This window comes from Thermoanaerobaculia bacterium (assembly GCA_018057705.1).
Taxonomy (GTDB): Bacteria; Acidobacteriota; Thermoanaerobaculia; order Multivoradales; family JAGPDF01; genus JAGPDF01.
The window spans coordinates 33,024-55,517 of the sequence record JAGPDF010000027.1 but is presented as its reverse complement, the minus strand read 5'-3'; the positions used below and the strand labels follow the sequence as shown (position 1 = coordinate 55,517).

15 protein-coding genes are annotated in these 22,494 nt (G+C 70.7%); 11 read left to right on the top strand and 4 right to left on the bottom strand.

The genetic code is table 11. The features are described 5' to 3' along the window. Window positions 1-722 (bottom strand): hypothetical protein (locus KBI44_10720; GenBank protein MBP9144946.1); only part of this gene is annotated, 722 nt, incomplete at its 3' end. A gap of 117 nt (window positions 723-839) precedes the next feature. Between KBI44_10720 and KBI44_10715 the strand changes: the two genes are divergently transcribed. The 3 genes from KBI44_10715 (at window position 840) to KBI44_10705 (ending at window position 5,260) form a co-directional block, all read left to right on the top strand. Beyond that, window positions 840-1,460: a hypothetical protein gene (locus KBI44_10715; GenBank protein MBP9144945.1), complete on the top strand. Its 621-nt coding sequence runs from the start codon at window positions 840-842 to the stop codon at window positions 1,458-1,460. A 237-nt stretch (window positions 1,461-1,697) separates the two neighbouring features. Further along, complete coding sequence (locus KBI44_10710; protein MBP9144944.1) at window positions 1,698-3,488, top strand: autotransporter domain-containing protein; 1,791 nt, start codon at window positions 1,698-1,700, stop codon at window positions 3,486-3,488. Window positions 3,489-3,496: 8 nt separating this feature from the next. Continuing rightward, window positions 3,497-5,260, top strand: a complete 1,764-nt coding sequence (locus KBI44_10705) for a serine/threonine protein kinase (GenBank protein MBP9144943.1) — start codon at window positions 3,497-3,499, stop codon at window positions 5,258-5,260. A gap of 5 nt (window positions 5,261-5,265) precedes the next feature. Here the strand turns inward: KBI44_10705 and KBI44_10700 are convergent, their stop codons facing one another. Next, the gene (locus KBI44_10700) at window positions 5,266-7,314 is read right to left on the bottom strand and encodes an SEL1-like repeat protein (protein ID MBP9144942.1); all 2,049 of its coding nucleotides are present in this window, start codon (window positions 7,312-7,314) and stop codon (window positions 5,266-5,268) included. A 153-nt stretch (window positions 7,315-7,467) separates the two neighbouring features. Between KBI44_10700 and KBI44_10695 the strand changes: the two genes are divergently transcribed. Next, window positions 7,468-9,126: a SpoIIE family protein phosphatase gene (locus tag KBI44_10695; protein MBP9144941.1), complete on the top strand. Its 1,659-nt coding sequence runs from the start codon at window positions 7,468-7,470 to the stop codon at window positions 9,124-9,126. Between the two features lie 57 nt (window positions 9,127-9,183). Here KBI44_10695 and KBI44_10690 read toward each other — a convergent pair whose 3' ends face one another. Both KBI44_10690 and KBI44_10685 read right to left on the bottom strand, forming a co-directional pair. Beyond that, window positions 9,184-9,687 (bottom strand): STAS domain-containing protein, encoded by a 504-nt coding sequence (locus KBI44_10690; GenBank protein ID MBP9144940.1) that lies wholly within the window; start codon window positions 9,685-9,687, stop codon window positions 9,184-9,186. Between the two features lies 1 nt (window position 9,688). Continuing rightward, a complete protein-coding gene (locus KBI44_10685) occupies window positions 9,689-10,555 on the bottom strand; it encodes a cyclic nucleotide-binding domain-containing protein (GenBank protein MBP9144939.1) in 867 nt (288 codons plus the stop codon). Window positions 10,556-10,678: 123 nt separating this feature from the next. Here KBI44_10685 and KBI44_10680 point away from each other — a divergent pair, with 123 nt between their 5' ends. The 7 genes from KBI44_10680 to KBI44_10650 all read left to right on the top strand — a co-directional run bounded on the left by KBI44_10680 (window position 10,679) and on the right by KBI44_10650 (window position 22,486). After that, window positions 10,679-11,818, top strand: coding sequence for a sigma-54-dependent Fis family transcriptional regulator (locus tag KBI44_10680; protein MBP9144938.1), 1,140 nt, complete (start codon window positions 10,679-10,681; stop codon window positions 11,816-11,818). Further along, on the top strand, window positions 11,815-13,356 hold the full coding sequence (locus KBI44_10675; GenBank protein MBP9144937.1) for an HAD family hydrolase: 1,542 nt from the start codon (window positions 11,815-11,817) through the stop codon (window positions 13,354-13,356). The genes KBI44_10680 and KBI44_10675 overlap by 4 nt, the downstream gene beginning before the upstream one ends. A gap of 276 nt (window positions 13,357-13,632) precedes the next feature. Then, window positions 13,633-13,965 carry an NHLP leader peptide family RiPP precursor gene (locus KBI44_10670; GenBank protein MBP9144936.1) on the top strand — a complete coding sequence of 111 codons (333 nt, stop codon included), beginning with the start codon at window positions 13,633-13,635 and terminating at the stop codon, window positions 13,963-13,965. A gap of 113 nt (window positions 13,966-14,078) precedes the next feature. Beyond that, window positions 14,079-17,336 (top strand): type 2 lantipeptide synthetase LanM, encoded by a 3,258-nt coding sequence (lanM, locus tag KBI44_10665; GenBank protein ID MBP9144935.1) that lies wholly within the window; start codon window positions 14,079-14,081, stop codon window positions 17,334-17,336. Then, window positions 17,333-18,361 (top strand): GNAT family N-acetyltransferase, encoded by a 1,029-nt coding sequence (locus KBI44_10660; GenBank protein ID MBP9144934.1) that lies wholly within the window; start codon window positions 17,333-17,335, stop codon window positions 18,359-18,361. Before lanM ends, KBI44_10660 begins: the two co-directional genes overlap by 4 nt. Before the next feature lie 91 nt (window positions 18,362-18,452). Further along, window positions 18,453-20,477: a TolC family protein gene (locus KBI44_10655; GenBank protein ID MBP9144933.1), complete on the top strand. Its 2,025-nt coding sequence runs from the start codon at window positions 18,453-18,455 to the stop codon at window positions 20,475-20,477. A gap of 20 nt (window positions 20,478-20,497) precedes the next feature. Beyond that, on the top strand, window positions 20,498-22,486 hold the full coding sequence (locus KBI44_10650; protein MBP9144932.1) for a TolC family protein: 1,989 nt from the start codon (window positions 20,498-20,500) through the stop codon (window positions 22,484-22,486). Window positions 22,487-22,494 lie beyond the last annotated feature (8 nt).

The window sequence follows — 22,494 nt, the reverse complement described above, 5'->3', positions numbered from 1 at the left end:
TTCTTTTCGGTGAAGGTGAGCTCGCCGCCGTCGCGGATCCGGTCGGCCAGCACCGCCGGCTTCGGCAGGTACTTCTTGCGGTAGTCGTCGCTCTGCCGGCGCTGGTCGGGAGGGAGCGCCGCGAGACGGGCGCGTCCGGTGACGGAGACGAGGTCCAGGGCCGCCTCGAACTTTCCCGACGTGAGCTTGCCGGCGTAGTCGAGCGCGAGCTTCCCCAACTCGTGGTCGAGGATCGCGGCGCCGCGGATCGCCGGCGCGGTCTCGGGCTCCGCCACCGCGAGCGTCATCGGCCCCCGGCTCACCCGCCACTTGCCGCCTTCGAGGGAGGCGAAGCCCATCGCCGAGATATCGCCGGACGGAGTCGGAATCGACAATCGTGCATCCACGCCATCGACGACCATCTCGCCGACGCGCGCGATGTCGGCTTCGAAGGTCGCCGGATCGGGCGTCCGTCCCTGCAGCCGCGCGGCTTCTTCCTTCTGCTCCGCGGGAGACATCGCCGCCCACTCCTCTCGCACCTCCTTCGATGCCCCCTTCCGCACATCTGCCGCCTTCCCCGCCTTGAGCAGCCGCCCGGCCTCGACGATCGCCTTGCCCGCCGGGTGCTCGAGAATCGCCTTGCCCTTGAGCGTCACCGGCTCGGGATCGGCAAGCACGGGTCCCATGGCCACCAGCATCCACAACGCCGCAATCCAAGCCGATGAAGCCGTTCGATCTCGCATGGCACTCTCCCTTATCCCTGGAAACGGAGGGAGCGTCCACCGAGAGACATCGCGGCCCGGTCTGCGGATAGAGTCCGCCCAACTTCCCGCAGGTGAGTGAGGTAACCGAGGTCACCGATGCCGATCCGAGCCCTGCTGCGCCGCGCCCTGTTCGCCGCTGCCACCTTCGCCACCAGCGCTGTCGGCGCGACGGCCGCGAGCGCCCAGGGCGTCGTCCAGAATCCGGAGTTCGACGTCGCTGCGGTCGGCCCATGGACCGGCAACATCGCGAGCCTCACCTGGTCTCCGACCGATCCGGACTGCCTGCCGCCCGATGCGTCGGGCTCTCTTCAGGTCTCGCCCGACAATCCGCAGGGACCGGCCACGGCCTTCCTCTGCGTGGCGCCTCCGCCGGCCGGCACCTGGAACCTGGCCTTCCTGGTGCGCGCCGAATGTCAGGAGGTCGTGAAGGGGATCTTGCGCTACTACCCGGAGGTGAATTGCGGCGGAGCGGTGATCGGCTCCGAAGAGACCGGCGGCACCACCCTCGGCGGCACCTGGGACCAGGCCGAGCTCGCCGGCGCCGCGCCCCCGGTAGGCACCCTGTCGGTCTGGATCGGTCTCGAGCTCTCGGAGTCGCTCACCTCGATCTGCACCACCCTCTTCGACCGGATCCACTTCGGCCGCGGCATCCCGATCCTGCGCAGCGGCTTCGAGACCGGTTCCACCGCCTGCCGGTGGTCCGCCACCGTGCCCTAGCTTTCCCCGAGCCGGCCCCCCGGCGTCGTGCCGGAGAGACCCGGATGCCGAGTGAATCAGGAGGACAGAAATGGGGCCCGGCCGCGTCTCCCGTCCCCGATTCCGCGCCCGAGGACGGACGGAATCCGCCCACGGCAGCCGGTAACTCGGAGGCTGGCCAGCCTCTTGACGCCACTGGATTCGTGGACGGGCGCCTGGGATAGACTGCCGCGGATCACCCACTGTAAGGAGCCTCAAATGACGATCCTTCGTCCCGCTCGCGTTGCTGTGTTTCGCGTGATCCTCGTCGCCCTGGCGACCCTCGCGACACTCACCATGATGTCGTTCGACGGCGTCGCGATTGCCCAGTCTCAAGAAGGGTTCCGGCTCGTCCCGGTCTCGCCCGGAACCCAGAGCGTCGTGCTCGGAGACGGCGTGACCCTGGAGGTGCGGGTGATCGACGCGAACGGCACGCCGGTGCCGAATGTGCCGCTCACCTGGGAGGTGGTCGCGGCTCCGGGATCGCCACGCGGGACGAGCGGTGCCCCCTCCCCGTCCGACGCCGCGGGCATCGCCCGCGCCAACTTCGGTTTCGGTGTCGCCGGCAGCGTGACCATTCGGGCTTCCTTCCGTGGAGTGGCAGTCAACTTCTCGATCACCGTCGGCAGCCTGGGTGAGCTCACTCCGGACAACAACACCCGGGTCTCGGCGGGCGGAGCGATGGACGACATCTGTTTCGACGTGTTCAACAATCCCGACGGCTCGCCGCGGCCGGTCCCGCGCGCGACGCCGCTCTGCGTCTTCATGACCGGAGTCCTGACCAATCAGGATCAGCGTGCTGCGGCGCTCGTCGAAATGTCCCCAACGGGACTCGGCAGTGCGTCGAAGACGGCCTCTTCTGCCGCCTCGCAGCAGCAGGCGATCGTCTCCTCCCGCCTGGGAGCGCTGCGTGGCGGCGCTCTCGCCGCGGGGTCGCAGATCTCCTGGTCGGCTGGCGGCGCGGTCATCGACGGCACGACCCTCGCGGCCGCGCGGACCGAGAGCAAGAGCCGCGAGCGCCTGGGGCGTCACGTCGAGGCGGCCCTGGGTGGCCGCGGCGGCAAGGGCGGGCGTCCGGGCACCTCCGCTCTCGCGCAGGCCACCGCGGCCGAGCCCGAGCGCGAGCGCCGTTGGGGGTTGTTCTTCACCGGCCGACTGCAGCAGGGCGAGCAGTCGGGCGATGTCGGGGACGAAACCGCCTTCGATTTCGACACCACGTCGGGTACGTTGGGCGTCGACTTCGCTGCCGGCGCGAACAGCTTCTTCGGCATCGCCGGCGGCTATGCCACCAACCAGACCGACCTGTCCGGCGGTGGCGGCGAGCTCGAGTTCGACGGCCTGAACCTCATGCTCTACGGAGCCTGGCAGTCGCAGAACGGCTCCTACCTGCAGGCCACCCTCGGCTACGGTTCGACCGAGTACGACCAGCGCCGCCGGATCGAACTGCCGGTGGTGGGCGATCTCGATGCCCGCGCCCTCTTCGACGGCGATCAGCAGTCGGCGTCGCTCGAGGGCGGTTGGGATTGGGGCGGCGAGCGCGTGATCGCTTCGAGCTTCGTGCGCGGCAGCTACACGCGGGCGAAGGTGGACGCCTTCGCGGAGAGCGGCGCAATCGCCAACGTCGTGATCGGGGGAATCCCGGTACCGACCGACTTCGGCGTCGCCGTCGAGGAGCAGCAGCTGGAGTCGCTCCTCGGTGAGTTCGGCTTCGATCTCTCGGGCAACATCTCGATGTCCAACGGTGTGCTCGTGCCGCAGTTCACGCTCACCTATCTCCACGAGTTCGACAACGACGCGCGCACAGTTCACGCCAGTTTCCTCGGCGACCAGGCTGCCGGTTCGTCGTTCCTCGTCTTTCTCGATCCACCGGATCGTGACTGGATCAATGCCGGCCTGAGCCTTTCGGCGCAGTATCTGTGGGGGAGCCTCTTCCTCGCCTACGACCAGGAGTTCGGGCGCGACGACTTCGAGCTCGCCACCTGGCAGGCCGGGCTGCGGTTCGCGTTCTAGCCCCACGGGTGTTCGACGCCGCGAAGCTCGATCCGAAGTACGAGGTCGTCCGCCGGCTGCGCGAGGGCGGCATGGGGACGATCTACCTCGTCCGCCATCGCCTCCTCGAAGAGCTCCGCGTCATCAAGGTGCTGCGCTCGCAGATGACGAGCGACAGCGATCTCGACCAGCGCTTCGAGCGCGAAGCGAAGACGGCGATCCAGCTCCGTCACCCGAACATCGCCCAGCTCTACGACTTCTCCATCGATCCCGAGGGCGTCGCCTACATCGTCATGGAATACATCGAGGGGGTGAACCTCGATGAGTATTGCCGGGCGCGGCCGTCGATCGACCTTCCCGAGACGCTGGGGATCGCCATCCAGGCGCTGCGAGCGCTCGGCTTCCTGCATCGCAAGGGGTACGTTCACCGCGACATCTCGCCCGACAACCTGATGTTGACCCGGGATGCCGACGGCCATTCGCTGGTCAAGCTCATCGACCTCGGCATCGTCAAGATCCTCCGCGAGGACAGCCAGGCGACCGCCACGCTGCACTATCTCGGGAAGCCCCGCTACTCCTCGCCCGAGCAGCTGTCCTCGACGTCGGTGGACGCGCGCAGCGATCTCTACTCCTTCGGGGTGATGCTCTACGAGCTGGTGAGCGGGCGACATCCGATCGCCGGTCAGGATCTGCCTTCGATCGTCACCGGCCACCTCTACCTGCCGCCGCTCGCCTTCGAGGTCTCCGACCCGGAAGGACGGATTCCCGCGTCGCTGCGCACCCTGATCCTCGACGCGCTGGGCAAGAAGCCGGAGGACAGACCGCAGAACGCGGAGGAGTTCGGCCGTCGACTGACCGAGATCCAGCGCGAGCTCGCGCGGAACGCCGCCGCGGCGAACGCTCGGCCGGCGTCCACTCCTGCCGCCCATGCCCCTCATGCCTCGCATGCCGCCGAGATCGAGCGCGTCGGTGCAGCGTCCGCCCGGCAGGCCGCGGCGGCAGCCGAACCGCAGCCGTTTCGGACACCGGAGCCGGAGACGGCCGCCGGGGGCGACGATTCCGACCAGCAAACCGTGGTTCAGAGACCGCGCAGCACGGCGACTCCGCCACTGGACGATCCCATCGTGCAGCGCTCGCCGCCGATGTGGCTCGCCTGGGTCATCGGTGTCGCCGTCGTGGTGACCGGTGTTCTGGTGGCGCTCGCGGTCGCCCGGCTCAAGGGTCACGGCGAACAGATTCCGGACAGCTACGGCAAGGGGCTCGAAGCCCTCGAACGCCACGAACCCGCCGCGGCGGTGCCGCTCCTGCGCTCCGCCGCCGGTCGGGATCCGATCGAGCGCGACGGCTATCTGCCGTTCTTTCACCTCGGAGTGGCGCTGGCGGCGAGCGGTGACTGCGCTGCGGCCGAGGTGGCCTTCAACACCTCGATTGGACAAGCCGCGGTGGGCCGCAGCGCGGACGCCATGGCGCAGGTGGTTTCGGCGCGTCAGGAGTGCGCCAGCGTCGGCCTCGAGCCCGAACTGGTCGAATTCGAGTCGCACGTCGCCGCCCTCGAAGCGCAGGTGAGGGCCCTCGAGGCCGATCGCTCGAATCGCGATCTCGCCGAGCTCTGGCGCGACCCCGCGCTCGGCCAGGAGCTCGACCGCGTCGCTTCGCTCCTGCGTGAAGCGCGCACGCTCATCGACTCGGCGCGCAAGAAAGGCTCGCGAGACCCGCTCTTTGCAGCGCAGGACCGGTTCGCCGACGCCCAGCTCGCGCTCGGTGCCCTGCTCAAGGGCATCGCGGCCCGCTAGAGTCCTCAGCTCTTCGGCTGGAAGATGAAATCGCCGCCTTCGTGGCCGGCGAAGCCGATCTGGGCGTACTCGGGTCGTTGCACCACGCCGAGCTCCGACGAGCGGAAGGCGACCCGCGCCGACACCGCCTGGTAGAGCCGGTCGGCAGAGAGCGGTTCGCGCGCCAGGGAGAGCACGGTGAGCAGGGCGCGGGCGAAGATCGAGTGGCGTTCGGCGCCCTCGTCCAGCACCGGCGCGAGGCCCCCCGACGAGAGCACGCTCCGGACCCGACTGTCCGCGCCGCTGGTGCCCTTCGCGCGCTCGAGTCCGAGCCCCCCGAGGGCGCCGGCGTAGCAGCTGTCGGCCACGACGAGCACGCGGCCGGCGCGCATGATGCCGAAGATCTTCGCCAACGCCTCGTTCGGAATCCAGGTCGACCGGTCGTTGGGATCGGCGTCGACGGGCAGCCAGTAGCCACGGCCGGTGGCCTCGTCGATCCGGCCGTGACCGGCGAAATAGACCAGCAGGTCGTCCTTCGGTCCGAGACGGCCGGCGAGCTCGGTCAGGCGCTGCATCGCAGAGAGAAAGGTGGCATCCGGCAGCAGATCCACTTCGAAACCGAAGCGGTCGCGGAGCATGGCCGCCAGGTCCTCACCGTCGGCGATGGCGGTCGCGAGCGGCGCGAGGTTCCGATACGCGCCGCCCGCGAGGACCAGGGCGTGAAACCGCCTGCCGGTCTCGCGCGGCGCGCCCGCGAGCGACGCGGCGGCCGGTGCCGCAGCACCCGAAGCGACGAAGACGAGCTCGGCTTCGGTCCTTCTCGCCGCGCGGTCGACGGCGACGAACGGGATCGTCTTGTTGGCCTCCACCGGGAGGCGCACCCGGAACAGGCCGTCGGCACCGATCTCGTGGCGCTCCCCGGCGGCCGTGAACTCGACGAGCCCCAACTCCGCCGTCACCTTGCCGACGATCTCCACCTCGCGCGCCCCGGCAGGAACCGGCACCAGAGCCGGACCGCGGGTGGCGAGCACGTCGGGGCGGAGGAACTCGATCGCCGGCGCGCGCTTGGCGATCACCGCCTCGCGGCCGCGGGCAGCGAGATCCTTCGCCGCGGCGGCGGACGATTCGAGCTCCGAAGCGAGGCGGCGGTAGCGATCCTGCGCGGCCTCGAGGTCGGCGACCCGCTTGCGGCCCGATTCGACCGCCTGCTGACGCTGCGCGACGGTGACTCCCGGGGTCGTCGGGGTCGGTTTCGTGGACGCACCGCCAGGGCCCGCGGGAGTCTTCCCTGCGTCCGGGGCGGCGGTGGTCTGGGTGCCGGCTGCGCCAGCCGCGCTGGCTGAGATCGCCGCGATGCTGGTTTTCGCCTGCGCGAGGTCGCGTTCGGCGGCGACGAGGGCCTCCCGCGCCCGCGCGAGCTCGGTGGCGTTGAGCTCGAGCTCGGCCCTGGCGCTCGCCGCTTCACCGGTGAGTCGAGAGACCTCGGAACGCAGCGCCGCCACTTCCTTCTCGAGATCGAGGTCCGTCGCCCCGGCGAGCCCGGCCGCCTTGCGATACCAGACGATCGCCTGGACGGCGTCCTTGGCGACGCCGCTGCCCGACTCGTAGCAATGGGCGAGATTGCGCTGCGCCCGCCGGCTCCCCCCGTCCGCCGCCTTGCGGTACCAGACCGCCGCCTGGACGAGATCGGGTTCGCCGCGGACGCCCTGTTCGTAGATCTCGCCGACGTTGTTGGCGGCCTCGGCGTCGCCGCCCTCCGCCTGCGCCATCCAGGCCTGCAACGCGAAGTCGTTCCGCGTCGGATCGAGGGTGAACTCGCCGCCGCGCAGCCCGCACTCGTGCGCGGTCGAACGCACCACCTGACGGGGTGCGGCGAACTTGGCATGCCGGCCGAGATTGCGCACCCGCGAAGGCAGCAGGCAGTCGACGATGAACAGGTCCTCGGGGTGCCGCACTTCGACGGTCGAGGTCGCGGGGCGCGCGGTGGACGCCGCCCTCGCCACGCCCGCTCCGAACTGCGGCGCGAGCAGCGGTATCGCGAGAGAGCCCAACAGAGTGAGAGTCGGGATGCGCATCGGGGCCTCCGGAATCTCGGCCGAGCGGTGAGGCGGCACCTGCGGCTCTGCGCCACGGGCTGGTCCGGTCGTCGCTCGGCGGGTAAGCTATCGCGTTTCGCCCCGCGGCGAAAGGCAAGAGGTCCCGCCTCTCGCTATGATCGGGCGGTCGCGATGCCGATCCTCATCCATCAATCCGCGCCGCGCAAGGGCCAGCGCTTCACCTTCACCCGCTCGGTGATTCTCGGCCGCGGTCAGCAGTGCGACGTGGTGCTGCCCGAAGCCTCGGTGTCGAGGCGACACGCACAGATCTCGGTCTCCGACGAACGTTGTTTTCTCGCCGATCTGGGCAGCGGCAACGGAACCTTCCTGAACGGCGAGGCACTCGCGAAGCCGGCTCCCCTCGTGAGTGGTGACGAAGTGCGCATCGGCACGGCCGTTTTCGAGTTCCGTGACGGCGACTCGCCGAAACTCGACGGCACGCGTTCGCACACCATGTCGATCCGGGAAGCGGTGCGCGGATCCGGACCGCTGCCCGTGGTCATCCCCCTCGCGGAGCTGCACAAGATCGGCCCGCCGGCCGACGAGATCGAGCGCCTGCGCCGCAAGCTCGACTTCTTCCGACAGGCGGGAGTCGTTCTCACTCAGACCCTGAACGAGCGCGAGCTCTTCGACGCCCTGCTGGAGAAGGCGATGGCGGTGCTGCCGCAGGCGGGGCGGGCCTTCATTCTGCGGCGCGACCCCGAGAGCGGCGAGCTCCACTCGATCGGCGCCCGGACCCGCAGCGGCGCGGTCGAGGAGATTCCCGCCAGCCGAACGCTCATCGACGCGGTCATCCGCCGCCGGGAGCCCCTGGTTTCGGTCGACGTCGGCGCCGAAGCAGGGTTCGAAGTGGCGATCTCCGTCCGCCACCTCAACCTGCGCGCGGTCGCCTGTCTTCCCTTGCTCGTCGAGGATCGGCTGGTCGGTGTCCTGCAGGTCGACAACACCGAGGAGCGGCGAGGATTCACCGCCGACGACCTCGACCTCCTGTCGGGCGTCGCCGGCCCGATCGCGCTCGCGATGGAGCACTCGCGACTGCACGAGAAGCTCGTCGCGCGCGACATCTTCGAGCACGATCTCGCGCTCGCGCGGCGTCTGCAACGCAGTTTTCTGCCGCAGACGCCACCCGAAGTGCCGGGCTACGGCCTGGCGGTCGAGTATTCGCCCGCGGCCGAGGTCGGCGGCGACCTCTACGACTTCTTCCCGCTCGCGAGCGGCCGGATCGGGCTCGCCATCGGCGACGTCTCGGGCAAGGGGGTCTCGGGGGCGCTGCTGATGGCGCGCCTGACCAGCGTGCTCCGCGCGGCCGCGGCACGCGACGAGCATCCCTCGTCCGTGCTCGAAGAGCTCAACCAGCTGGTGTTCGCCGAGAACGACGAGGGCATGTTCGTCACCGCGAGCTTCGCGGTGCTCGATCCCGAGACGGGTTGCCTGGAGATCGCCAACGCCGGGCACCTGCTGCCGATCGTGCGCCACCGCGACGGCCGGGTCGGCGAGCTCAAGCTCCCGTCCGCGAGCGCGCTGGGAGTCAGCCGGCCGCTGCTCGCTCCGGCAGCCTCCTGGACGATGTCCCCCGGCGACCTCATGCTGTTCGCCACCGACGGACTCACCGAAGCGGCCAACCACGGCCTGCAGCGGTTCGGCAACGCGCGCATCATAGAAACGATGCGCCGTCTCTCGAGCGACGATCCGGGGCAGGCGATGAACGCGCTGCTGGTCGCGGCGCGCGCCTTCGTCGGCGATCACGGCTTCGACGACGATCTGACCATTCTCTGCCTGACGCGCGCCTGAGGCGCGCCCGACGGGAGCTTCAGGAACCCCGGAGGCGCGCTCGCGCCACGCGCCACCTCACTTCGGGGGTGCGGCGCCGCGACGGAGGATCTCGGCGGCCAGCGCGACGAGCTCCGGATCGGCCGCGGATCGCTGGGCCAGCAGCGGCGGACCTGCCGGCTCACCGCGGCGGTGCAGGAGGCGATCCGCCATGCGGCCGATGCCACCGAGCCGCGCGCGTCCGGCCAGTGCCGCGACCGCCCGGGCGCGATCGGGAAGAATCGGAAAGAGACCCGAGAAACCGGCGATGTCGAAGACCTCGCGCACACTCGCATTGAGACCGCAGAGCGCGATCGCGCCGCCGTCCGCGGCCAGCCGCTTGCCGACCATGATCACGACCCGCAGGCCCGCGCTGGCGACGAAGTCGAGCGCGGTGAGGTCGAACAGCAGGGCGTGGCACTCCTTGCCGAGCGCCTTTGCAGTCTCGCGTTCGAGCGCCGGCGCGGTCCGCGAATCGAGCTGGCCCGACAGCGCGAGCACGACGACACCGCCCTCCTCGCTCGTCTGAACGGCAAACGCCATCTCAGGCCGGTCCGCCGAGCCGGAAGAGAAAATCGAGCCTGCCGAACCGCAGGCGATCCCGGTCGGCGAGCGGGTGCTCGACGCCGGAAGCGAGCCGCACCCCTCCGACCCAGGTGCCGTTCGAAGTACCGATCTCCTCGCGCAGGAAGTAGCCGCCGTCGCGCCCGATGAGTCGAGCGTGCCGGCGCGAGAGCGTGCGTTCGGTGTCGAGAGCGCCGAGGTCGATCTCCGGCACCGCGCCGGTCACCGGGTCGGGTCGGCCGATCACCAGCGTGGCGCCGGGCACGATCGCGATCGACCAACCCGAGGCGTGTTCGAGCCGCGCGCCCGCGGCAGGCACGGGCGCCGCCGCCGGGGCCGGACCGGGAGCGCGAATCCCCGCGTACGGCGTCTCGGCCGCGCCGCGCGGCCGCCCATCGGCCGCCGGTGCCGGCACCTGCGGCGGCGGCTGCAGGCGCTCCATCCCCACCCGCGCGGCGCGCTCTTCCTCCTCTTCGTACTTGCGCAGGCGCGCCGAGAGCTTGCGCATCATGCGCACGGCGACCTCGGGGTGCTCGCGCAGGAGGGCATCGAGAGTCGAGGCGTCGATCGGCAGCAGCCGGCACGCGACCCTGGCCCGCGCCGTGGCGCTTCTCGGCCGACTCTCGAGCACCGACATCTCGCCGAAGAAGTCGCCGGGGCCGAGCGTCGTCACGATCCGCTCGCTGTCGCCGAGAAACCGCACGATCTCGACCTCGCCGTCATCGATGATGAACATCTCGGAACCGGCGGCGCCTTCCTGGACGATGATCGCGCCGGCGGCATAGTCGCGCAGATGTGCGCTGCGTCCGCCGCCGGAACCGTCGGGCTTGCTCGGAGATTTGACCATATCGAGTGGGGATTGTAGATTCCCCGAGCATTCGACGCCAGTGACGCCAGCCGTGCTCCAGATTCCGGGACCGACACCACTTCGAGTCGGGTCGGAATTCTCGTGCGATCGATCGGAGATGCCATGAGCCGTTCCGCCAGGATCGATCCCAGCCGCCGCAGCGAGCGCCTCTTCTCGCCGGCCGCCTTGGAGATCCGCGAGTTGTCGGTCAGGCGGTCGGGCCCGGAGCGCGCGATCGAGATCGTCGGCCGGTCGCCGCGCCTCGAAGAGACGCTCAAGAAAGTCGCGAAGGTGGCGCGCTACGACGATCCGGTCCTGGTCTACGGCGAGAGCGGCGTCGGCAAGGAGTCGCTGGCGCAGGCGATCCATCTGCTCGGCAATCGCTCTTCCCATCCCTTCGTCTCGGTGAACTGCCCGCAGTTCCAGGAGGGCAACCTCACCGTCTCGGAGCTCTTCGGGCACCGCAAGGGAAGCTTCACTGGCGCCGTCAGCGACCACCGCGGCTGCTTCGAAACGGCCGATGGCGGCGTGGTGTTCCTCGACGAGATCGGCGATCTCGCGATGAACGCGCAGGTGATGCTGCTGCGCGCCATCGGCACCGGCGAGTTCCGGCCTCTGGGCTCCGAAGTCGCGCGCAAGACGAGCGTCCGCATCGTGTCCGCCACCAACCGCTCCCTCAACGAGATGGTGAGCTCGGAGCGGTTTCGCAACGATCTGCTCTTCCGCCTGCGCTACTTCATGATCGAGCCGCCCGCCCTGCGCGAGCGCGGCGACGACTGGCTGCTCCTGATCGAGTGGGCGCTCGATCGGCTGGCCTGCCGCTACGGCACGGCCCGTCAGTTCTCCGACGAATCGCTCCGCCTGATGGAGGGCTATCGCTGGCCGGGCAACGTTCGCGAGCTCATCAGCGTCGTGGCCACCGGCTACGCGCTCGCGGAAGCGAGCCGGATCGAGCCGCTCGACTTCGTCGATCGCCTCGAGCATCAGATGAGTGCGCGCGAGGATCACGTGGCGGCGATCCACCTGCGCCTGTCGCGCGGCAACGCCGACTTCTGGGCGCTCGTCCACGCGCCGTTTCTCGACCGCGACCTGTCGCGCAGCGACATTCGCCAGCTGCTGACCATGGGCCTGAACGACTCCGGTGGCAGCTACCGCAGGCTCCTCGAGCTGTGGGCGATCCCCGCCACCGACTACAAGCGCTTCATGGGTTTCCTGCACCACCATCGCCTGCAACCCCGGCCGACCGGGGAGCCGAAACCTTGAGTTCCGCCTCGAGTGCCGCCTCGAGTGCGACGCCCTCGGGTGCTGTCCGGGCGCTGGTGTTCGATCTCTACGGCACCCTGATTCACCTCGACGAACGGCCGTTCCAGCGCGAGATCGCGCGCCTGATCACCGCCCCGCGCAGGGAGTGGATCGAGTTCCTGCGCGACGTGCTGGTGGTTCGCGCCTACGCCTCGCGCGAAGCTTTCGTCGATGCGATCTTCGAGCGCTTTGCGCCTCGGCCGGACCTCGACCGGGGTGAGGCGCGCTCGCGCGCCCTCGCGCTCCTCGACCGCGAGATCGCTCTGGCGCGGGTGGAGCCCTCGGCGCGGTCGATTCTGGGGTTCCTCCGCCGGCGAGGGTTCGGTCTCGCCCTGCTGACGAACTCGGCGAGCCCGTACCGCGCGCCGTTCGACCGTTTCGCGCTCGCCGAGTCGTTCGACCAGGCCCTCTTCTCCTGTGACCTCGGGGTGAAGAAGCCGGTGGAGGCGAGCTATCGCGCGGCGTTGAGCGCCCTCGGCGTCGGCGCGCAAGAGGCGATGATGATCGGCGACTCGGTCGCCAACGATATCCAGGCGCCCCGTGCCCTCGGGCTCTCCGCGCTGCGGACCGGCGGAACCGGCCCCGGAACGATCCCGAGGTTCGAGGATCTGGCCTGGGCCGAAGGCCTCGAGCGCGGCGAAGTGAAGCCGCTCGCGGCGGCGGGCCGGCGCGTCCGGCTGGGCGGTCTCGTGGGCAGCGTGATCGCGCTCCGCCTGCTCCCGGACACGCTCCAGGGCCGCTACAACCTGGTCGCGAAAGCGGAAGTGATGTGGGACGAGGGTTTCAGCGAAGAGCTCTATCTCAAGCGCTTTCGCCACCCCGAGGCGGCCTGGATCGAAGCGATCGCACGGCCGCTGCACGCCGAGCTCGGAATCGAGACCAATCGCGTCGAAGTGCAACCCGGCGCCGAGACCCTGCTGCTCTCGCGCGCGGTGACCGGCGAGAAGCTCGCGGCGGAGGTGCCCGGTGCCGAGCTCGCCTACGAGATCGGGCGCCATGGCGCCTCGGCGCTGCTGCTCGCCAATGCCGACCTGCGGCCCAGGAACGCCTTCCTGACCCGCCAGGGAGGCACCGAACGGCTCACCATGGTGGACTACGAGTACACGCTCTTCGATCGCGCCCTCGACCTCTCCGGCCTCCCGGGTCGATTCGATCCGAAGTGGCTGGCGCGATTCTCCGACGCCGAGCTCGCCCTGCGCGGCGAGCGCCGGGTGGTGTCGCGCGGCGCGATCCAGCGCACCCGTCGCGCCTTCATCGACCCGCGCACCGCCTCGCCCGCCGCCATCGTCGCCTTTCGCGAAGGCTGGCGCGACGTCCACCAGCGGGCGCGCGCCGGAGTCGCGCGGCTCGAGGAGCTGTTGCGCGCGCGTCTGGCCATGGATCCGCCGCTCGTGGTCGGCACCGAGTCCTATCGCCGGGCGTTCGTGCCGCTCGATATCGCCGATCTCAAGGAACGGATCGCGCTCGAACCCGATGCCGCTTGCGATCTCTGCTTCTGAAACCCGGCACCCCGAACCCGACTCCCCCGCGAGTCGCGCCGGGGCGCGACTCAATCTTGCCCCGGCCGGAATCCAGCCCTTCCAGGATTCCGGCCTCCAGGGGCCATCGCCTTTTGTTTCATGAACTTGACCCCGGCGTCACGAGATGGCACGGGGCCTGCTAGATAGGCTGGACAAGACCGAGGAGAGCGAGCTACGCCGGTCGTCGGCGTGGCAGCCATCCGGGAACGGAGCCCGGTCGGGACAGGAATGCACGCAACACAGGGGAGAAGCAAAATGAAGATGACTCGTGGTGAGATGCAGGACCTGCTCGAGAAGTTCGCCGCGACGAACTCGGACTACCGCTCGGCGCTGCTCAAGAACCCGAAGTCGGTGATCGAGAAGCAGTTCAACATGACGGTGCCCGACAACGTCACGATCAAGGCCGTCGAAGAGAACGCCAACACGATCTACGTCATCGTTCCGCACGCGGTCGCGGCCGGCGCCGAGCTCGCCGACGAGGATCTCGAGAAGGTCGCCGGCGGTTCGACCGTCAAGGGCGACGCCAACTGCGGCGACAGCGACGGCGCGATGAACACCGTCGTCGAGATCAACGCCAGCCTGTTCTAGTCGTTTCGGCGACCCGGCACCCCGTTCGGTTCGGACGGGGTGCCCGGCGCCTCTTTCGACTTCGAGCACGACCTCCCGACGACTCTCCGCTCCACTCTCCACCCGACATCCCCTTGCCGGCATCGACCCCCCTCCCGCCGGCCCGTTTCGACTCCACCGCCGCTCGTCTCGCGCAGATCGCCGAGCGCGCCCTGACGCTGGCCGAGCGTCTCGACCGAGCGCACACCGAGACGGCTCCCCGGCTCGAGCCCGAGGCCGATCTTCTCTCCGGTTGGGCGCGTGCCTTCTCGGGTGGCGATCTCGCGGCGCTCGAGCGCCGGCTCTCGTGGGACGGGCTCGACCTCGCGCTGGCGACGCGGGCGCTGGGCCCCGCCCGGAGCGTCACTCGCTTCACCGGGGAGACCCTGCCCGACTGGCTCGCCGTCGCAGCGCGACGTTTCTCGCTCGGCGAAGACTGCCGCCCCGAAGCGCGCCGAAGGCACAGCCCGGCTACCGGGCTCGAGCTCGCCGCGGTTCCCTTCGCCGAGCTGTGGACCCCGCTCGTCGAGGCGGCGCTCGCCGAGGTGTCGGCAGAGATCGACGCCGCCACGGTTCCGCGGCGCGATCTCGCCACGCTCGCCGAAGGGCTCGCCACGGAGATCGCGGCCGCCGGTGCGCGCGCCGCGCACGGGCGTTACCTGCGATTCCGCGCTCTCTCGGAGGGCGACGAAGCTCCCGGAGCGTACCGCCGCTATGTCGATTCGGAGCTCGCCTCGGGCCTGCTCGAGCTCGCGGTCGAGTTCCCGGTCGCGCTGCGCCAGATCGCCCGGCTCGTCGACACCTGGATCGCTGCGCTCGTCGAGCTCGCGCAGCGCATCGTGCGCGACCGCAACGCCCTCGCGGACCGCTTTGCCGCGGGGCGCGATCCGGGGCCGGTCGTCGCGGTGACGCAGCCGCGGTCGGACCGGCACCACGGCGGCCGCGGGATCTTCCGCGTCCGCTTCGCCGATCGAACCGACCTGGTCGTCAAACCGCGCTCGCTGGCGATCGAGGTCGCCTGGGAGCGCCTCCTCTCGCGGCTCGCGGCGAGGGGTTTCGAAGAGTTGCCGCCGGCGGCACCCGCCCTCGACTTCGCAACCCATGGCTGGATGGAGTGGATCGAGGCCGAGGAGCTGGCCGACGAAGCGGCGGCCGAGGGCTGGTTCCGTCGCGCCGGAGCGCTCGTCGCCCTGGCCGAGCTGCTCGGCGCCGAAGACCTGCACGCAGAGAATCTGGTCGCCGGGCGCGGCGGACCGGTGGTCGTCGACGCGGAGATGATGGCGCAGCCCGATCGCCCCGGGGTCGACGCCCGACAACGCTTCGCCGGCGGTCTGCTGCGCGCCGGTGGCGCCGGTGGCGGCAAGGGCGGCGCCGGCGGCCGGATCGCAAACTGGGCAGGCCTGCACCCGGTCGAACCGCGCGCGGTGACCGCGCAGGCGCTCGGTTGGCGCGATCCGGGCGGTGACGACATCGCGCCGGTCGCTGGCGAGATCTTCACCTCCCCGCTGCCGAATGCGCCGACCCTCTCCGGGGGTTCATCCGGGGCCGGGCGCCAGCTCGCACCCGAGGACCACGCTGCGGCGCTCGCTGTCGGGCACCGGCGAACCTGGGAACGGCTGCTGGTCTGCCGGGACGAGCTCCTGGCCGAAGACGGGCCGCTGGCCGAGCTCGCCGGCGTTTCGACCCGTCTCCTCTTTCGGCCGAGCCAGGAGTACGCCTCGGTTCTCGACCTCCTGAAGACCCCGCGCTGGCAGCGCGAAGGGACGTCGCCCGGGATTCTGCTCGAAGCGCTGGCGCGCCCGTTCGCGACCGCGGAGCGCATCCCCCAGGCCTGGCCGCTGGTCGTCGCCGAGCGGGCGATGCTCGAAGCGCTCGACGTGCCGCGCTTCGAAGTCGGCGCCGATCGACTCGTCGTCGAAGTGCCAGGCGGGCGCGCGGCGGGGCTGATCCTTCGTACGACGCGCGACGCGATCGCCAGCCGCCTTGCCGCCCTCTCCCCGGAGGAGATCGTCCGTCGAGGCGATGCGCTCGCGGCGGCCCTGTCGCCGCCGGCCGGCCCGCGGATCTCGCTCGCGCCGGCGCCGGGCCCGGACGTTCCGGGCCGCGCGCTCGCGCTCGCCGACCGATTGGCGGCCTTCGAGCGCGATCGGGCGGCTTTCGGGCCCGCGCGCGCGGCGGAGAGACCCGCCTCGTTCGACCGCCGCCTGCGCGACCTGGCGCTCTACGACGGCGCGCTCGGCCGGGCGCTCGTCCTGGCGCTGGCCGATCGGCTCGATGGCGGCGACCGTTACGTCGCCGTCGGTGAGGAGCTCGCAGCCGCGCTGGATCGCTTTGCGGACGACTCCCACCTTGCCGAGCTCCCGATCGGCGGCCTGGAGGGGGCCGGATCCGTCGTCTGGGGCCTGGTGGCGCTCTCCTCCCTGCGGCGTGCTGAGAGCGGGGAGAGCGAGGAGTCGGCTGCGTGGCTCGACCGGGCACGCCGCTTTGCCGAGCGGATCGGGCGACCCGGGGCGACCTCCCCGGCGGTGCACGACCTCCACGGCGGCACCGCGGGCGCCCTCCTCGCGCTGCTCGCGTTCGCCGAAGCGACGGGAGAGGCGGGCTGGCGAGAGCGCGCCGCCGAGCTCGGTGACCACCTGCTCGCGGCCGGGGCACCTTCGCCGGGCGGTGGAATCGTCTGGCGCGCGAAGGCCGGAGAGCCGGCCCTCACCGGCTTCGCGCACGGCTCCACCGGGATCGCGCGCGCGCTCTCCGCGCTCTGGGAGGCCACCGGTGAGGCACGCTTCGCCGAGGCGGTCGCCGGCGCGCTCGCCTTCGAGCGCGGTCGATTCGACGCGCGGCTCGGCGACTGGCCGCTGGTTCGTCCGGGGGTCGGCGAGGGCGAAGAGCGCCGGGTGGCGATGACCGCCTACTGTCACGGCGGTGCGGGGATCGCGCTCGGGCGCGCGCTCCTCGCGCCGAAGCTGCGCAACGAGCGCTTCGACGGCGACGTCGATCGCGCCATCTCGGCGACGCGGCGCGCCGGGATGGGCGACTTCGACCACCTCTGCTGCGGCGCCGCCGGAAGGCTCGCGATCCTCGAAGGGGTCGGAGTCCGGCTCGGCCGCGAGGACGCCCGCGCCGCGAGCCGCTCGGGACGCGAAGCGCTGCTCGCCAGGCCGCTCAGCCTACCCGGCTCGTCCCGGGCGCGACCCGAGGTCGAAGCGGGTCTCTTCCGCGGCGTCGCGGGAGTGGCCTGGCTGGGTCTCTTCGCCGCCGCGAGCGGCGACCCGGCCGTACTCGATCCGCTGGCCCTCGAGCTGCCGTCGGAAGCGCAGCAGCGCGCCGCACAGGAGAAAGGGAACGCCCGATGAGCAGGGACCTCGAATTCGTGACGCTCGAGGCCGGACGGGAGCTTCCGCCCGGCCTCGACGAGATGACCTTTCCGATCTACCGCCCGCTCCTCGGGCTGGCGCCGGTCAGCCGCCATCCCGAGCAGGGCGACGTCCGGCTGGTGCAGCCGGTCGCCGTGGTCGCGCGGAGCGGCGACCGCCTGGCGGGCCTGGCGCTGGCCGAGCTGCCGCTCGCTGCGGACGATGCCCCGCAGGCCTCCCGGCCATCCCAGCCATCCGACACCGACCGGCGCCCGGAGCTGCTCTCGCTCTTCGTCCGGCCCGCCGCGCGCTGTGCCGGTGTGGCGACCGCCCTCCTCGCGGCGCTCGAGCGCGAGCTCGTCCGGCGCGGCGCGACGGCGATCGCGACCGTTTACACCGCCGGCCGGCCTTCGATCCCGGCGCTCGAGCGGGTCCTCGAGAAGCGCGGCTGGGAAGCGCCCCGGGCCCGGACACTCTCGGTTCGCTTCCCTCCCGAGGCCGCCCTCGCTTCGGATCTCTTCAGCGAGCGCCGCATGGGCGCGCTCGCGGGGCGCCTCGAGCTCTTCCCCTGGCGCGATCTCGATGCGGCCTCGCGGGACCGGATCCGCAGCAGCCACGAGGCGGCGCCCTGGATCACCCCCGCCCTGGCACCCTGGCGCTTCGAAGCCGCCGGATTCGATCCGCTGTCGTCGATCGGGGCCCGCTACCGCGGCGAGGTCGTCGGCTGGGTGCTCAATCACGTCGTCGCGCCCGGCACCGTCCGCTTCACCTGCAGCTTCCTGCGCAAGGACCTGTCGCGCCGCGGGCGCATCGTGCCGCTCTACCGCGAATCGCTCCGCCGCCTGGCGGAGGGCGGTGTCGAGCGCGCGACCTTCGTCACGCCGGTGAGCTATCCGAACATGGTCCGCTTCATCCTGCGCTGGATCGCGCCGATCGCCGAGTTCGTCGGCGAGACGCGCGGCTCGACCAAGCGGCTCGGGAGCCCCTCGCCGGGCGTCCGGGTCTCCCCCGGCGGGCTCAGTTGATGCGCTTGACGCAGCGACCGGGCGAACGTAACCTTCGCACCGCAACCAACAATGTCCACGCGTCGCCGAACCGGCGACGAGGAGGAAAACGATGAACTTCTTCGGGAAGCGGCTCGGCCGGGCTGTAGGAACCTCTCTCGTCTGCGCCGCGGGGGCGGCCACCCTGGCGCTCGCCGCTGGCTCCGCTGGCTCCGATGGCTACCAGCCGCCGCGCTTCAACTACGGCGAGGGCCAGATCAATCTCGTCGAAGCGGTGCGGCTGACGCTCGAGAACGACCCGAACCTGATGCTCGACGCCCAGGATGTCGAGCGCCAGCGCGGCATCCTGCAGGAGAACACCGGCGCGTTCGACTGGAACCTGAACATCGATCTCTCCTACGACTATCGGCAGCAGCGGGTTCGCGACTCGACGCTCGAGCGCGAGAAGGAGAAGCGCACGGACCTTGCCGCGCACAGGGACTTCACCTGTGCAGAGGAGATCCGCCAGCGCGGCGAGCTCGAGAATCTGCAGCGCTTCGCGGGCGGCGATCCGGCGGCGACGCTGCCCAACGACGTCCAGCAGCAGGTCGACTTCCTCGACGCCATCATCGCCGCCGAAGACAACGCCACCCAGCGCGGGCTGCTCGCCGAGGCGCGATCGAATCTCCTCACCCGGGCGATCGACGCGGCGACCGAAGGCGTGACCGACCTCGCCAACGGCTGCGTCGAGTTGAACGAGGACGTGGCGAATCTCGGACCGGCGCCGGAGGAGGAGGAGATCGCCAGCGGCCGCTTCGATCTCTCCCTTTCGAAGTACTTCCGCTCCGGCATCACCCTCACTCCGTACATGACCGCGGGCTACGACCACAACCAGTTCGCCGGGCGGCGCAACGGCTACTTCGTCGACCGCGTCGACGAGAACGGTCTGCCGGTCACCACCGAGTACGGCACGCAGCTGCGGCGCTTCGTCAATTTCGGCGGCAAGAACATCCTCGATCTCTATCGCACCGAGATCGGCTTCGATGTCAACCTGCCCCTGCTGCGCGGTCGCGGCATCGAATCGGCAGGCGCCTTCGAGAAGGCGGCGCAGATCGACCTCGCCGCCTCGGAGCTCGTCCTGCGCCACGGTTCGTCGACCTCGACGCTCTCGACCGCCTTCGCCTACTGGCAGCTCTACAGCGCGCAGCAGCGCGTCGCGGTGCTCGAGCGCTCGCTCGAGCTGCAGACCCGGATCGGCAACCTCACCGCTCAGCTGATCGAGGGCGACGCTCTGCCGCGGGTCGAATCCGCGCGCTCCGCCGCCTCGCAGGCGAATGCGCGCGCGCAGCTCGAGGGGGCGCGGCGGGATCTCGTCACCGCCCGCCTCGGGCTGGCCCGCGCCATGGGGCTCGACGTCGACGGCGTGGCCAACGCCCCGCTCGCCGAGGGCCCGTTCCCGATCACGCCGACGCCGGAGCAGATCCGGGCGCTCGACGCAACAGCTCTCTCCACTCAGGCGCTCGACCTGCGCGCCGATCGTCAGGCGACACACGAGCTGGTGGCATCGGGCAAGGTCCTGGCCGAAGCGGCGCGTCGCGATCTCGCCTCCCGCCTCGACCTGGCGCTGTCGCTCTCGACCGCGGCGATCGGCGAGGAGAGCTTCGGCAACGCCGTCGATCGCTGGACGGGCCCCAACGGCAGCTTCGCGCTCGCCTTCGACAAGAGCATCGGCAACAACGGCCAGGAGGGCCGGTACGCGCAGAACGAGGCCCTGGTGCGACAGCGGGAGATCTCCGCCATCGATCTCGATCGGCGGATCCGCATCGCCGTCGTCGAGATCCTCCGCTCCCTCGAGGAGGCCTCGGCCGGCCTCGCGGCTGCGGAGGCGGCCGCCGGCCACTTCCAGGCGACGGTCGACGCCGAGTTCGAGAAGCTGGGGCTCGGAGCCTCGACCTTGATCGACGCCATCCTCACCGAGCAGCAGAAGACGGGCTCGGATCTGGCGGTCATCGCCGGTCAACAACAGGTCGCTCTCCTGCTGGCGCGGCTGCGTTTCGAAACCGGAACGCTGATCGACTGGAATGCGGACGGTGGGCGGTTCGCGCCCGAAGCGCTGGTCACCCTGCCGGGCTCGATCGCCGCTGGAAGCCAGCCGTGAGCAGAACGAACCGTTTCCAAATGAACGCGATGGCGGTCCCTCTGCTCGCCCTGCTCGGGCTGCTCGCCCTGGGATCCGGCGCACCGCTGCGAGGCCAGGCGACGCTCCTCACGGCGGAAGAGGCGGTGCGGCGTGCGATCGCCGACAATCCGGACCTGGCGCAGGCCGAGCAGGACGTGGCGCGGCGCTCCGCGATCGTGACCGAGGCGGAATCGATCTTCGATCCCTCCCTGCTCGCCGACTTTCGCGTCGACTACGCCGAGGAGGAGCTCGTCGGCAGCCGCCTCAAGTCCGAGGTCGATCGCCGGTTGCAGCTCGAGATCCCTCCCCCGGCGCTCGACGAGGCCGCGCGCCGTCTGCGCGCGGCCATCCCGACCGACGTGAGCCTCATGAACCCTTCGAGCTGCATCGGTGCGGCGACCTACATCGTGGTCGACGGCGCGCAAACCCTGCTCTGCCTCGACGACAACGGCAATCTCCTCGGTGTCCTGGATCCGGCGCTCGCCGTCGGCCCGACACTCTTCTCCGCGGTCGACCTCGCCGAGGCGTTCGTCGGGCTCGAAGGGCTGAACGGCCGGATCCAGCTCTTCGCCGACTCCCTGCGCGCCACGGCAGCCGATCAGATCCGCCTGGTTTCGGACATTCTGACCGGGACGGCGACGGCGCTCCGCATCCAGCGCGACAACATCGGCGACCTGCCGCGCGATCGCGAGACGATCCTCCTCGACACCGGGGTCGACTACCGCATCCCGTTCCAGAACGGGACCGCGTTGATCTCGAGCCTTTCGCTCGCCAGCACCGAGGACAACTTCACCGATAAGCCGCTCGATCCCGAGTTCGGCGATTCGTTCGTCGCCAACCAGTTCCGGGTGACGGGCGGCGTCTCGCTGGAGATTCCGCTCGGACGCGGCGGCGGGCGCGCCTCGTACGCCGCGCCCCTCGTCGCGGCGGAACTGGCGGAGGCTTCCGCCCGCTCGCTCTACCGTCACGCCGCTGCCGAGCGGGCAGCGGTCGCCCTCGAAGCCTTCTGGGACGTGGTCGCCGCCAAGCGCCGTCTCGCTCTGTTCGAAGTCTCTCTCTCGCAGCAGGACCGGCTGCTCGACGCGACGCAGCAGCTGATCGAGGGCGAGCAGATCGCGCGCCTCGACATCGAGTTCAATCGCGCCCAGCGCGCCGCCACCGAGTCTTCGGTGGCCTCGGCGCGGCGGGCGCTCTCCGAGGCCCGGGCCGCGCTCGCGCTCGAGATCGGCGCCTTCGCCTCGGAGCTCGACGTCCTGGATCCCGGCACCGACTTCGCGCAGTTCCTCGACCAGGCGATCGAGGCGGCGCTCGACGCCGAGGCGTTGGTCCAACTGGCGCTCGCCGAGCGCGCCGACGTCGCGGCGGCGGCCAAGCGCGTCGAGGCGGAATCGACGCTCGCAGCGGCGGCCGAGCTCGACCTCCGGCCACAGGTCGATCTGCGCCTGAACGCCTCGTACAACGCCTACCACGAGACCTACGACACCCGCTTCTACGAGCCGGAGGGCTTCGGCGACGCGTTCGGCGAACCCTGGTCGGGCCCGTCCTACGGCATCGCGCTGCGCTTCCGCCTGCCGATCGGCAACAACGTGGCGCAGGGGCGGCTCCTCCAGGCGCGCTCGGCGACGACCTCGAGCGAAATCGACGCGACCGAGCTCAAGCGCTCGATCCGTCTCCAGGTCCTCGAGGAGCTCTCGACTCTGGCCGCCGCCCGGGCGGAGCTCGCCGCGCGGCGCGAAGCCCGCCTGCGAATCGAGGAGACCGCGGAAGCGACCATGACCCGCTACCAGGCGGGCGACCTCACCGTGCTCGACACGTTGATCACCGAGCAGGAGCTGACGCGGGCCGGACTCGACCTGGTGGCATCCGAACGCGAAGTCCTGTCGCTCCTGACCCGTTTGCGCTTCTCCGCCGGACGCCTGCTCGACCTGCCGGCCGAGGGCGACGTCCGCGCGGCGCGGCTGCTGCCGCTCGATTCGCCACTGCGCTGAGCAGAGAG